Below are 13,121 nucleotides of genomic sequence, written 5' to 3' on the forward strand. Positions count from 1 at the left end.
TATCTGCATGCATCTAGCCCAGCCGGGACGATGCGCAAACATCCGATCGGCAAATCTCGCATGTACTGCCAAGGAACAAATTGTGAACGAAGATCCTCGCATCCGCCGTCTGCAGTTCCGGGCCTGGCATCGTGGCATCAAGGAAGCGGATCTGGCGGTCGGCGGCTTCTTCGATCGTTACCATGCGGAGTGGGGGCAGGAAGAGATCGACTGGTTCGAACATTTTATCGAGGAACAGGACGCCGACATCATGGCTTGGGCCTTGGGGACAATTCCATTACCCGATGAATGGCGAGGCCCCATGTGGGACAGATTCGCGAAGATGGATTTTGTGGAGATTGGGCGGAAATAGACGCGCTCTCTCCGCGTTCGCCCTGAACTCATCGAAGGGCTTCACTTTTCTTCGGAAAGAAGTGCAGGGCTTCGACAAGCTCAGCCCGAACGGATGTTGTTAGTTTGACCGATCTTCTGAAAATCCTCAAAGCGTCCTCTCCCCTCACCCTTTCCGGGGTTCCAGCAGGGTTTCAACCCTGGTTGCTGGCGGATATCGCCAGGGCTGCCCCTTCGCGCACCTTGTTTGTGGCACCCGATGAGCAACTGATGCGAGCCGTTGCCGACACGGCGCATTATTTCGCGCCAGAAATTGAGATTGTAGAAATTCCGGCGTGGGACTGCCTGCCCTATGATCGGGCCAGCCCGTCGTTGCGGACGGCGTCAGCGCGGTTGGCAGGGCTATATGGATTGCAGGGGCTACCCAAGGGGCCGCAACTCGTTCTAACCACGCTCAACGCCCTGACGCAGCGGACCCTGACCCCCTTTCGCGTACGGCAACTCGTGGCAAAGCTCGCCCCCAAGGAACGGATTGCGATTTCGCGGCTGGCCGAAATGCTGCAGGCGAACGGCTATGTACGGACTGACACCGTGCACGACCGGGGCGAGTTTGCCATTCGCGGCGGCATTGTCGACCTGTTCCCCGGCGGTGAGGAACAGCCGCTGCGGCTGGATTTCTTCGGGGACGAAATTGAGACGGTGCGGCGTTTCGATCCCGCCGATCAACGGACCAGCGGGAGTGTCGATGGGTTTACCCTGCTCCCGGCGTCGGAGGCGTTGCTGGATGAGGAGACAGTCAAGCGCTTTCGCGGGCGTTATCGGGAGACGTTCGGGGCCACGGCGACGGGTGATCCGCTGTATCAGGCGGTGAGCGACGGGCGACGGCTGGCCGGGATGGAACATTGGCTACCGCTCTTCGAGGAACGGCTGGTGCCGATGACCGACCATCTGAGCGACGATACCGTCATCGTGCTGGATCATGGCGTCGTCGGAGCGGCGGAGGGTCGGTTCGAAGCTATCCGGGACTATCACGCCAATCGGGTGCAGGCAAAATCCTCCGATCCGGGCGCTTATCGCCCCTTGGAGCCGTCGGCGCTGTATCTGGATGCACAGGAATGGGACCGCATCGTGCAGGCATGGCCGATGCACGCAACGACTCCATTTCAGGAGCCGGAAACTGCATCGGTCCTCGATTTCGCGGTCGATGGCCCTCGCGATTTCGCGCCAGAGCGGGCGCAGAACGCCAATGTCTATGAGGCGGTAGGCAAGCATATCGCATCGCTCCAGCGGGCAAAGAAAAAGGTCGTCATTGCCAGCTATTCCGGTGGCGCGCGCGAACGGCTTTCCGGGTTGCTGGTTGATCATGGACTGAAACGGGTCGCCGCGGCAGACAGCTGGCAGGAGGCGCTGGGAATCGCAGCCAGCGGGAGCACGGTGCTGACCGTTCTGCCACTGGACCATGGCTTCACCGCGCCCGACGTGGCGGTGCTGACCGAACAGGACATGCTGGGCGATCGCCTGGTGCGCCGAGCCAAGCGAAAGAAAAGTGCGGACGCCTTCCTGGCTGAATTGGCGACGCTATCTCCCGGTGATCTGGTCGTGCATCTGGACCATGGGATTGGGCGCTATGAGGGGCTGACGCAAATCCCGGTGGCCAAGGCAGCGCATGACTGCGTGGCGCTGGAATATGCTGGTGGCGACAAGCTCTATGTACCGGTTGAAAATCTGGAGGTTCTCTCTCGCTACGGGTCCGACAGCGAGGGCGTAAGCCTCGACAAGCTGGGCGGCGAAGCGTGGCAACGTCGCAAGGCGCGGATGAAGGAACGCATCCGTGAGATTGCGGGCGAATTGCTCAAGACGGCGGCGGAGCGCGCCTTGCGGGCAGCCACCGTGGCGGAACCCGATGGCGCCGGTTACCCGGCGTTCGTGGACCGCTTTCCCTATCAGGAAACAGAAGATCAGGACCGCGCCATCATGGACGTGGTTGAAGACCTGGGCGCGGGGCGGCCGATGGATCGGCTGGTCTGCGGCGATGTCGGATTCGGCAAGACAGAAGTGGCTTTGCGCGCCGCATTCGTGGCGGCGATGGCGGGGATGCAGGTCGTGCTGATCTGCCCCACCACCCTGCTCGCCCGGCAGCATCATATGAATTTCGAAGAGCGTTTCCGTGGCTTTCCCGTGAATATTGGTCGCCTGTCGCGGCTGGTGCCGGACAAGGAAGCAAAGGCCGTCAAGGCGGGCCTGGCCGATGGCACGATCGACATCGTGGTAGGCACCCATGCGCTGCTGACGAAGGGCCTGGAGTTCAAGCGACTGGGGCTGGTCATCGTCGACGAAGAGCAACGCTTTGGCGTGACGCATAAGGAGCGGCTGAAATCGCTCAAGACCGACGTCCATGTGCTGACACTGACAGCAACGCCGATCCCGCGCACCTTGCAAATGGCGATGTCGGGTTTGCGTGAATTGTCGGTGATCCAAACCCCGCCAGTGGATCGCCTGGCGGTGCGGACCTACATCATGCCCTGGGACGGGGTGGTCATCCGTGAGGCGTTGCTACGCGAACATTATCGCGGCGGGCAGAGCTTTTTCGTCGTGCCGCGCATTGCCGACCTGACCGAAGTGGAGGAATTCCTGCGCACGGAGGTTCCCGAAGTCCGCCCCGTGGTCGCGCATGGGCAGATGAGCGCCACCGATGTCGAAGAGCGCATGTCCGCCTTTTATGACAAGCGTTACGATGTGCTGCTGTCGACCACCATTGTGGAGAGCGGCCTTGATATTCCCTCTGCCAACACGCTGATCATCCATCGCGCGGATCGGTTCGGACTGGCCCAGCTGTATCAGCTTCGCGGGCGGGTCGGCCGGTCCAAGACGCGGGCCTACGCCTATTTCACCACGCCAGCGAACCGCGTGATCACCGATACGGCAGAGAAGCGGCTGAAGGTGCTGTCCGATCTGGATACGCTGGGGGCCGGGTTTCAGCTGGCCTCTCACGATCTCGACATTCGCGGTGCGGGCAATCTGGTGGGCGATGAACAGTCCGGTCACATCAAGGAGGTTGGGTTCGAACTATACCAGTCGATGCTGGAGGATGCGATCCTGGAAGCCAAGGCCGGCGGTGCGGGAGTGGAGAAGCGGGACAGTTTCTCACCCCAGATCACAGTGGATGCACCGATCCTTATCCCGGAAGATTATGTGCCGGACCTGGACCTGCGCATGGGGTTATATCGCCGGTTGAACGAAGTCGAGGACCGGCAAGGACTGGAAGCTTTCGCGGCAGAGCTTATCGACCGTTTTGGCAAACTGCCCACGCCAACGCAAAACCTGTTCAAGATCATCGAGATCAAGCAGAATTGCGTGGCTGCGAATATCTCCAAGATCGATGTAGGAGCCAAAGGCGCGCTAGTCAGCTTCTTTGAGGACCGCTTTCCCCGTCCAGAAGCTCTCGTGGCCTATGTCCAGCGGTTGAACGGAGTGGCGCGCCTGCGGCCCGACAGCAAGCTGGTCTTGAACCGCGCCTGGGCCGATCCGGCGGCGCGGTTGAACGGAGCGCTACAACTTTCGAAGGGACTGGCGAAGGCCGCGGGATAAGTCGTCACCCTTCCGCGTTTCGGCGCGGCGTGATCGACCAAATGGCGACTTCAGCATGGCTTTGTTAAAGCCTGGAAAAAGGACAGAAACAGTCAGACCCTACATCCAGCGCCGATGACCGAGCGCCAAAGCCCGGCATCGAGCAGGAGAATGACATGAGTTTGACCCTCATCGCCATGGCGGCGACGGCGGCCACGCATAGCGTGCAAATCGATCATGGCGGAAAAGCGATGCAGGCCACCTACTCCGCGCGCACCGAGATAGAGACCCGAACGGTGGGCGCTAAGGCCCCCACGCGCATGAGCATGCAGCGGTGCCAGTGGACCGCGACGATCATTGTTGATCGTGCGCTTAGCAACGGTCCCGCGCTGGCCCGCACCGTTTCCAATGACAAACGCTTTTCGGGGAGCCAGCATGGCGCATGCACACCCGGAGGTCAGGCCGGCAGGCCTACCCTCGCCCAAAAGGAAAGCGACATTCGCCAACATCTGATTGCGGTTGCGGAAAAGGATCGCGCTCCGTTATTGGCGGAGCTTGATGCTATACGTAATCTTGCCTCGAACTAGGATGCGCCTGGCGCTGGCGGCCGCAGTGATTCCGGCCACCAGCGCTACCCCCGCCCTCGCCCAATATGCCAGCGGCGTTTCCGGCTCGGTCGAAATTGCCAGTGATGAGCGACGGAGGGGCCTAAGCTGGAGCGAAGGCGATCCGGTTGTGCGCGGAACGATTTCGGCACCCGTCGCTGAGGGGTTGAGCCTGGACGCATCAGCGGTATCACTCTGGGGCAGCAACCGGCACGGGAACGCGGACGCGGTGATCGACGTCGGTCCGACCTTTATCCAACAGGTCGGCGGATGGCGTCTTTCGGGCGAAGCGCGCTACCACATGTTTCCTGGCGCATCCGATCAGGGTTACGGGGAATTAGGTGCCGGTGCTGGCTTCCTGATCGGCCCTGCGAGCATCGACCTGTTCGCTAGCTACGCGCCTAGCCAGTCGGCGATCGGGGGCGACAATCTTTATCTGTCCGCATCCGCGACGGCAGGCGTGCCGGGCACGCCATTCACCCTTTCGGCACGGGTTGGGCGATCATCCGGCGACGTGCAAGATCCATTGCAGGCAGCGCGACTGCGCCCCGACGGAAGCTATTGGGATTATGGGTTCGGCATTGATTACCTGAAGGAGCGTTGGACCGCAGGCGTCCGCTATGCGGACAGCAGCATAGCAGGTACGGGTAGCCGTCATGCGGGACCCAGCCTTATCGGACGACTGGCCCTGGGTTTTTAACGCACGGACCTATGTCCCCGGACGGCGGCTATGATTGCGATGCCAGGGCGATCAGATCGTCGGAGGAAATGCCCGCCGACCGCAAGAACCCTTGATAATAATCGCATCCTTCGCGCGCGAGCAGTTCCAGTTGCTGCTGCGTCTCCACCCCCTCCGCGATCACGCGCAGGCCCAGCGATTTTGCCATATGGATTACGCCCCGAACGATGATACGGTCCCGCGAGGTTCCGGCGATATCCTGCGCTAATCCGCTGTCGATCTTTAGATAATCGAGCGGCAGGCTTTTAAGATAGGCAAGGCTGGAATAGCCGGTGCCGAAATCATCGACGGCGACCGCAAGCCCTTCAGCGCGTAGGGCGGTGAGCAGCGCCGTTGCGCCCTCCACATCCTCGATCAACCCGCTTTCGGTAATCTCGACGGTCAACCGCGACCGAGGAAATCCGCTGCTTTCCACGAGGCTAAGGAACCGTCCCATGAAGCCGGGCTGGGCAATGTCTTCCGCAGTGACGTTGATGGAAAGGCGAAGGGAATCAAGAGCGGGCGGCCAGGCCGCAGCCAGCCGCAACGCTTCTGCCTGAATATGGGCAGACAGGGGCAGCATATAGTCGGATCGCTCCGCCGCAGCGAACAGCATCCCGGCCCCCAGTGGCCCATATTGCGGATGATTCCAGCGGGCCAGCGCCTCCACGCCAATCATCACTTCGCCATCGACGGGATATTGCGGCTGGAAAATTATGGCGATCTCTCCCCGATGGAGAGCCAGGCGCAAGTCGGTTTCCAGTTGATCAACATCGACCTGGCGGCTGCGCTTTTCAGCGGAAAAGATGCGAATGCCCTCCCCTCCGCCCTGACGCGCGTCGGCCAGTGCTGTGCCAGCGCGGCGAAGTAACTGGGTGGCGTCGTCCTGGGTCCGCGACTGAGCAATGCCGCAGCGAGCGGTGAGCCGGATCACATGATCGCCCGCGCTGAATGGACGTCCAACCGCGCCGATCAACTGACGCGCCAGAAATGTGGCGGGGTCACTCCCGGCGGCGTCCCCGGTCAGGCCGATCAAAAACTCCGTTCCGGCAATCCGCGCAACAATCGCACCTTCGGCCACCTCCGCAGTCATGCGTTCGATTCGCCGCGCGATTCGTCCCAGCAGAGCATCCCCCACGACTTGGCCATAGGCGGCATTCATGCGGTCGAACTGGCTGATGGACAACAGCAGCACGGTGGTTGCCACCCCTGCGCGATGGTCCAGCCAATCCACCGCCGCTTGCCGGGAACGAAGACCGGTCAATTCGTCACGCTCTATGGCGTCGAACCTCTGGACATCGGTCAGCCATTCCACGTCGGCAGCCAACATCCCATCAACCTTACGCAGATGATGCACTAGCCGATCGTCACCGCCGCCCGGCGCGGCATGAGCGAAGGATTCGATCCTGCCCGAGCGCATCATCGTCCTGATCGTCGCCATGACCGGTCGCCTTTCGGATCGCGGAAGATGCCGAATGAAGGAAGCCGGGCTGATCAGCAGCCGATCGGTGCCCAAATGCCGCGCCAGATTGTCGCTAAGGCGGATTTCGCGGCCATTGCTGTCCATCTCCCAGAATAAGGCATCGCCGCGACGGATGCGCTGGGCGCGTTGGCTATATGCCGCTCCTCCCCCCACACGATCAACCAGCCGCTGGGCAGACGCCAACGTCGCTCGAAGCTCATCGTCAGAAAAGGGGGCGGCCAGGAAATGGGTCGCGCCCGTTTCCAGCAGGGACGGCACGGCTCCCATGTCACCGCCGTCGATCAATATGATCAACGCGCCGCCCCCAGCATTTACCGCAGGGGCGATAGATGAGATCGCGCCGACATCCATGTCGCCGGGCCTTCGCATGTCGATCAATGCAATTTGCGCATCGCTGTGACGCAGGCGGCGGGCGGCGTCACTCGCCCGTCGGGCGGCAATGGCGCGCCATCCCGCCTGCTTGACGGCATGAGAAAGGCCATCCCGATCACCGGGCGACAGGATGAAAAGACTGCGTTGCCCGTCGGCTGCAGTGTGACCGCTCACTAACGACACTCCCCAACGCGGCCCATTGCCACCTTGTCTTCGTCAACCGTTACTCACCTGCCAGCTTCCCCGCAACCGCTGGCGCTTGCACGGCGCAAGTGCATGCCCTAGCTACCGGGTCATGGACATGGTCGATCTACCGCGCGCGGCGTTGATTGACGCGCTTGGCCGCCGGGTAAGCTATTTGCGGATTTCGGTGACGGATCGGTGCGACCTGCGCTGCCGATACTGCATGGCGGATCGCATGACCTTCCTGCCCCGCGACCAGCTGCTTACTCTGGAAGAGATTGCATTGCTGGCCGACATGTTCATTGCACGCGGCGTGCGGAAGATTCGGCTGACCGGCGGGGAGCCGCTGGTTCGGCGGGACATCCTAGATCTGGTCCGCAGGATCGGTCGCCATGTGGGTCACGGGCTGGACGAACTCACGCTGACGACCAACGGCACGATGCTGGCGGAACAGGCGGACGCTTTGTTCGACGCGGGGATCAGGCGGATCAACGTCAGTCTGGACAGTCTTGATCCCGAACGGTTCGCCTATGTCACGCGCCGCGGAAACATCCAGCCGGTCATGGATGGTCTGGCAGCCGCGCGCGCGGCGGACCTGTCCGTGAAGATCAACATGGTGGCGCTCAAGGGTATCAATGATGACGAGATATTGCCGATGTTGCGGTGGTGCGACGGTCAGGGATTCGATCTGTCGCTTATAGAAACCATGCCGCTTGGCGAAACGGGCGAGGACAGGACCGACCACTATCTGCCTCTTACCTCAGTCGTGGATCAACTGCGCCAGCATATCGAATTGACGCCCATCGCCTATCGCACGGGTGGCCCTTCGCGCTATTTCGCGGTTGAAGGGATGGATGTGCGACTAGGCCTGATTACACCGCTCACCAACAATTTCTGCGCCGACTGCAATCGCATGCGCATGACATGTGAGGGCAAGATTTTCATGTGCCTGGGCCGTGATGATCATGTCGACCTGAAAGCCGCGTTTCGAGAGGGCGGCATGGCGGCGGTGGAACCCTTGATCGATCAGGCCCTACGGTTGAAACCCGCACGTCATGACTTCCGCATTGGCGCGGACGCCCCTCCCGCCGCTGTTCAAAGGCATATGAGCGTGACCGGCGGATGAGCGTGGAGCCCAGGCGCGCGCTGGTCGCGTCCCCTACCCAGGCAGCCAAGGCGGCGGAAGAAAGGTTGCGCGCAGCCTATGATTTCGTGCCGGTCAGCGAAGCGAACATGCTTGTCGCGTTGGGCGGGGACGGCTTCATGCTTCAGACCCTGCACGCGATGCTGGAGGGCCGCCATATCCTGCCAGTATTCGGCATCAATTTGGGGACGGTCGGTTTCCTGATGAATGAATGGCGACTTGAACGGCTGGAACAAAGGCTGAATGCCGCCAAATCGTTCAAGGTCCATCCGCTGCGCATGACGGTGGATACTGTCGATGGCGAGCGCTTTTCCATTCCCGCGATCAACGAAGTATCGCTGCTGCGTGAAACTCGCCAAACCGCAAAGCTGGAAGTGCAGGTCAACGATCGTACCGTGCTGCCTGAACTGGTCTGCGACGGAGTGTTGGTCGCCACCCCGGCGGGATCGACCGCCTATAATCTGTCGGCGCATGGGCCGATCCTGCCGCTGGGTTCCAGCCTGGTCGCATTGACACCGATCAGCCCTTTTCGTCCGCGACGGTGGCGCGGTGCGATCCTCCCCGAGAACACAAAGATTCGCTTCAGCGTCCTCGATCCCGTCAAGCGCCCCGTCAGCGCCGTGGCCGATCAACGGGAAGTGCGCGATGTCCAGCAGGTGGAAGTGCAGATCGATCGCGCCACGCCGTTGACGCTGCTTTTCGATCCCGAACACACGTTGGACGACCGCATTGCAGCGGAACAGTTCATCGCCTGAAAAAATCTGCAAATCGACCCTTGCCATCCCAAGAATCCCACTGCTATAGGCGCGGCCTGCCCAGCGAAAGCCGGGCTGCTCCCCGATAGCTCAGCGGTAGAGCATTCGACTGTTAATCGAATGGCCGTAGGTTCGAATCCTACTCGGGGAGCCAATATTTCCATAGAATTGAGACATCGTCTCGCGCCGTGCCGCGCGGGGCTTTAGCTATTACTAAGCGACATCGCAGGGTTCGCGCCATTGCGCATCGCAGCTTGTCTGATGATGTGCGCAGGCGATCTGGTATCGAACTTGGTGCATTAAGCCAAACGCCCCACGTCTACGTCCAGCTTCTTCAGATCAACTCGCCACCAGCCTCAGGCCCGCCCGGCGGTTCTGCGCACGGTAACCATCCGCCTTCGCCTCCATCCGTTCGAACGAGTGAACCGCCAGGCTCGGCAACAGCGCAATTGCATCGACCTGATCCGCCCCGATCAGATAGTCGTCGCCCAGGAACAGCCTCGCCGCCCGTCCGCCACTCACCGGAGCGCGCAGGAAGACTTCGCTCCTACCCCCGCGTGCCGCCACCAGCAGTTGCGCCAGGGCGTCCACCGCGCTCGCGTCACTGGCGTCGATCACCAGCCTCATGCGCGACGCGCTGGCAAGCTGATGGAAGGGTTCCACGCTCCTGATCGTGACCCTCGGCGTTTCTTCGCCGGGCAGTCGGTCAAGCTCGACCATGAGCAGTGCGCAATCGCCTTCCCGCGCCATGATCTCGATCGCCTTGCACGCTTCCTCTTCGAAACAACTGGCCTGAAACTGTCCGCTGCTGTCGGAAAAGGTCGCGGCAGCATAGCGCGCCCCGCGCCGGGTTTCGCGCCAGCGCACCTCTTCGACCATGGCCGCCATCACGGCGTTGGCGCGCCCGCCTTCCGCCACTGGTTCGGTGCAAATCGCGCCGTAACTTCTGGCCCCCCGCGCCTCAGCCAGATGCCGGAAGCGATCGACCGGGTGGGCGGAGAAATAAAAGCCGAATGCTTCCTTTTCCTGCGCCATGCGGTCAGCGGTTGACCATGTCTGGTGCGGCGGAATGCGAACATCGGCATGGGGCGTTTCCACGTCACCAAACAGCCCCCCCTGCCCGCTTTCCCGCGCATCCGCAGCGCTCGCGGCGACGCTCAATATCGTGTCGGCGGCGGCATGGACGCCCGCGCGGTCGGGATGGATGCAGTCGAACGCGCCGGACGCAGCCAGGCTTTCCAGCTGACGCCGATTCAGCAGGCGCGGTTCGATGCGATCGGCAAAATCGTCGAGGGATTTGAACAGTCCCGCCGCATCGCGCTCCGCGACAAGCTGCTCCATCGCCTTTTCGCCAACGCCCTTGAGCCCCCCCAGCGCATAACGGACCGCGAAACACAAACGTGGATCATCGCCTTCCTGCTCGATAGGCTCGACGGTAAAGTCAGCCAGGCTACGGTTGATGTCCGGGGCAAGGCAAGAAAGCCCCATGCGGCGCATGTCGTCAACGAACACGGTCAGCTTGTCGGTCAGGTGAATATCGAATGCCATCGATGCGGCATAGAATTCTGCTGGATAATGCGCCTTGAGCCAGGCGGTCTGATAGGCGAGCAACGCATAGGCGGCAGCGTGCGACTTGTTGAAGCCATAGCCTGCGAACTTGTCGATCAAATCGAACAGTTCGTTGGCTTTGGCCGCCGGGATGTCGCTCCTGGCGCAGCCTTCGACGAAACGGGCCCGCTGGGCGTCCATTTCCGCCTGAATCTTTTTGCCCATGGCGCGACGCAGTAGGTCAGCGTCACCCAGAGAATAGCCCGCCAATATCTGGGCAGCCTGCATCACCTGCTCCTGGTAGACGAAGATACCATAGGTTTCTTCAAGGACAGGCTTCAGGAGAATGTGCGGATATATGATGTCTTCCTGGCCGTTCTTACGTCGGCCGAACATCGGAATATTGTCCATGGGGCCCGGCCGGTAGAGGGACACCAGCGCGATGATGTCCCCAAAATTGGTTGGGCGAACCGCCGCAAGCGTCTTGCGCATGCCTTCGGATTCCAGCTGGAACACCCCGACCGTGTCGCCGCGCTGCAGCAGTTCATAGACGGCGGGGTCATCCCAACTAAGGCTGTCCAGGTCCACCGTAACGCCCCGCGCCGTCAGCAGTTGAACAGCCTTTTGCAGCACGGAAAGCGTCTTCAGCCCCAGAAAGTCGAACTTCACCAGGCCCGCACCCTCGACATATTTCATATCGAACTGCGTCACGGGCATGTCGGACCGGGGGTCGCGGTAAAGCGGCACGAGTTGTGACAAGGGACGGTCGCCGATGACCACGCCTGCGGCATGGGTGGAACTGTGGCGGGGAAAACCCTCCAGCTTCATCGCGTAATCGATCAGCCGTTTGACTTGCCCATCATTGTCATATTCCGCGCGGAACTCAGCCACGCCATTTAGCGATCGTTCCAATGTCCATGGATCGGTCGGATGATTGGGCACCAGCTTGGCCAGGCGATCGACATGGCCGTAGCTCATCTGGAGCACGCGACCGGTATCTTTAAGGACAGCGCGAGCCTTCAGCTTTCCAAAGGTAATGATCTGCGCGACGTGATCGACGCCATATTTCTGCTGCACATAGCGGATTACTTCACCGCGCCGCGTTTCGCAAAAGTCGATGTCGAAATCCGGCATGGAAACGCGTTCGGGATTGAGGAACCGTTCGAACAGCAATCCCAGTTGCAGCGGGTCGAGATCGGTGATCGTCAGCGCCCAGGCGACCAGCGAACCTGCGCCCGAACCACGCCCAGGTCCCACCGGAATATCCTGTGCCTTGGCCCATTGGATAAAGTCGGCAACGATCAGGAAGTATCCAGGAAAGCCCATCTGGACTATGATGTCCGTCTCGAACTTTAGCCGTTCAAAATAGGGTCGGCGCGCATCCTCATCCACGACACCCATTTTTTCCAGCCTCGCCTCGAGACCAGCTACCGCCTGCTCCCGCAACAGACGATCTTCTCCCTCACGGTCCCCTGCCAGGCTTGGGAGGATGGGTTTGCGTTTAGGGGCCGCCACGGCGCAGCGCTGCGCCACCAGCAATGTGTTGGCCAGCGCTTCGGGTAGATCCTCGAACAGGCGGCTCATTTCCGCGGCTGGCTTCATCCACGCATTGCGGCAGCTCTTCCGCCGATCTGGCGTTTCGACATAAGCACCATCGGCGATGCACAGCATCACGTCATGTGCCTCATGAAAATGCGGCTCGGTAAAACAGGTAGGATTGGTCGCGACCAGCGGAAGGCCGGATTCATAGGCGAGGTTGATGAGATGCTGTTCGGCCATCTCTTCGATCGGATCGGACCGGCGGCAGATTTCAATATATAACCGGTTGGGGAACAATGTCGTCAGATTGTCCAAATAGGCGGCGGCGGCGGTGGGCTGATCCTCCGCAAACAGGCGAGCAACCGCGCCCTCTCCCCCGGCGGTAAGGGCAATCAGTCCATCAGTCCGCCCGACGAGCGCCTCCAGCGTGACATGCGGCGCTTCGTCAACAGGCCGGTCGAGATGCGCCATGGAAACGAGGGCGCAAAGATTATCGTAGCCCACATCATCCTGCGCGTAGAGCGCCAGCCAGTCATGCACGGCCGGGGCATTGGTCGGACGGCCTGGGCGCAACACGCCCAGCATGGCCCCGATGATCGGCTGCACACCTTCGCTCGAGCAGGCGTCGGAAAAAGCCATCGATCCGTAAAGTCCATTGCGGTCGGTGATGGCAGCGGCTGGAAACCCCAGCGTGCGGGCTTGTTTGGCGATCTTCTTCGGCTCGATCGCGCCTTCCAGCATGGTGAAAGAGGAAAAGATGCGAAGGGGTACGAAACCGGCATGAGGCATGTCGCTTTGATAGCCGCGGAAAGTGGTCCGACGCCAGTCCCAACCTCAAGAAAGCTGTGAGTAACGAGGTCTTCCGGCCGCTTAACTT

The 13,121-nt window shown here is 61.2% G+C and carries 8 protein-coding genes and 1 tRNA gene; 7 read left to right on the forward strand and 2 right to left on the reverse strand.

Going from position 1 to position 13,121, the window contains the following annotated elements:
* Positions 1 to 82: 82 nt before the first annotated feature.
* The 4 genes from ACI3KQ_RS05885 to ACI3KQ_RS05900 all read left to right on the forward strand — a co-directional run bounded on the left by ACI3KQ_RS05885 (position 83) and on the right by ACI3KQ_RS05900 (position 5,202).
* Positions 83 to 352: a succinate dehydrogenase assembly factor 2 gene (locus ACI3KQ_RS05885; RefSeq protein ID WP_404955705.1), complete on the forward strand. Its 270-nt coding sequence runs from the start codon at positions 83 to 85 to the stop codon at positions 350 to 352.
* Between the two features lie 104 nt (positions 353 to 456).
* On the forward strand, positions 457 to 3,918 hold the full coding sequence (gene mfd, locus ACI3KQ_RS05890) for a transcription-repair coupling factor (protein ID WP_404955707.1): 3,462 nt from the start codon (positions 457 to 459) through the stop codon (positions 3,916 to 3,918).
* A 155-nt stretch (positions 3,919 to 4,073) separates the two neighbouring features.
* Positions 4,074 to 4,484 carry a hypothetical protein gene (locus ACI3KQ_RS05895; protein WP_404955709.1) on the forward strand — a complete coding sequence of 137 codons (411 nt, stop codon included), beginning with the start codon at positions 4,074 to 4,076 and terminating at the stop codon, positions 4,482 to 4,484.
* A 1-nt stretch (position 4,485) separates the two neighbouring features.
* Positions 4,486 to 5,202 (forward strand): TorF family putative porin, encoded by a 717-nt coding sequence (locus ACI3KQ_RS05900; protein WP_404955711.1) that lies wholly within the window; start codon positions 4,486 to 4,488, stop codon positions 5,200 to 5,202.
* Positions 5,203 to 5,230: 28 nt separating this feature from the next.
* On the opposite strand, the gene ACI3KQ_RS05905 is transcribed toward ACI3KQ_RS05900, so the two are convergent.
* A complete protein-coding gene (locus ACI3KQ_RS05905) occupies positions 5,231 to 7,249 on the reverse strand; it encodes a putative bifunctional diguanylate cyclase/phosphodiesterase (protein ID WP_404955713.1) in 2,019 nt (672 codons plus the stop codon).
* 121 nt (positions 7,250 to 7,370) lie between these two features.
* Between ACI3KQ_RS05905 and moaA the strand changes: the two genes are divergently transcribed.
* From moaA to ACI3KQ_RS05920, 3 genes are all read left to right on the forward strand, one after another.
* Complete coding sequence (moaA, locus tag ACI3KQ_RS05910) at positions 7,371 to 8,384, forward strand: GTP 3',8-cyclase MoaA (protein WP_404955715.1); 1,014 nt, start codon at positions 7,371 to 7,373, stop codon at positions 8,382 to 8,384.
* Positions 8,381 to 9,157, forward strand: coding sequence for an NAD kinase (locus ACI3KQ_RS05915; RefSeq protein WP_404955717.1), 777 nt, complete (start codon positions 8,381 to 8,383; stop codon positions 9,155 to 9,157). Before moaA ends, ACI3KQ_RS05915 begins: the two co-directional genes overlap by 4 nt.
* A 79-nt stretch (positions 9,158 to 9,236) precedes the next feature.
* Positions 9,237 to 9,311: transfer RNA gene (locus tag ACI3KQ_RS05920), tRNA-Asn, on the forward strand.
* A 185-nt stretch (positions 9,312 to 9,496) separates the two neighbouring features.
* On the opposite strand, the gene dnaE is transcribed toward ACI3KQ_RS05920, so the two are convergent.
* On the reverse strand, positions 9,497 to 13,033 hold the full coding sequence (gene dnaE, locus ACI3KQ_RS05925) for a DNA polymerase III subunit alpha (protein WP_404955718.1): 3,537 nt from the start codon (positions 13,031 to 13,033) through the stop codon (positions 9,497 to 9,499).
* Between the last annotated feature and the right edge of the window lie 88 nt (positions 13,034 to 13,121).

It is taken from the genome of Sphingobium sp. ZW T5_29 (assembly GCF_044987515.1).
Taxonomy (GTDB): Bacteria; Pseudomonadota; Alphaproteobacteria; order Sphingomonadales; family Sphingomonadaceae; genus Sphingobium.

Bases quoted from the DNA above. Each gene is read 5' to 3' on its own strand.
- ACI3KQ_RS05895 (WP_404955709.1), top strand. From the start codon at position 4,074: ATGAGTTTGACCCTCATCGCCATGGCGGCGACGGCGGCCACGCATAGC.
- ACI3KQ_RS05900 (WP_404955711.1), top strand. From the start codon at position 4,486: ATGCGCCTGGCGCTGGCGGCCGCAGTGATTCCGGCCACCAGCGCTACC.
- moaA (WP_404955715.1), top strand. From the start codon at position 7,371: ATGGACATGGTCGATCTACCGCGCGCGGCGTTGATTGACGCGCTTGGC.
- ACI3KQ_RS05915 (WP_404955717.1), top strand. From the start codon at position 8,381: ATGAGCGTGGAGCCCAGGCGCGCGCTGGTCGCGTCCCCTACCCAGGCA.
- dnaE (WP_404955718.1), bottom strand. From the start codon at position 13,033: ATGCCTCATGCCGGTTTCGTACCCCTTCGCATCTTTTCCTCTTTCACC.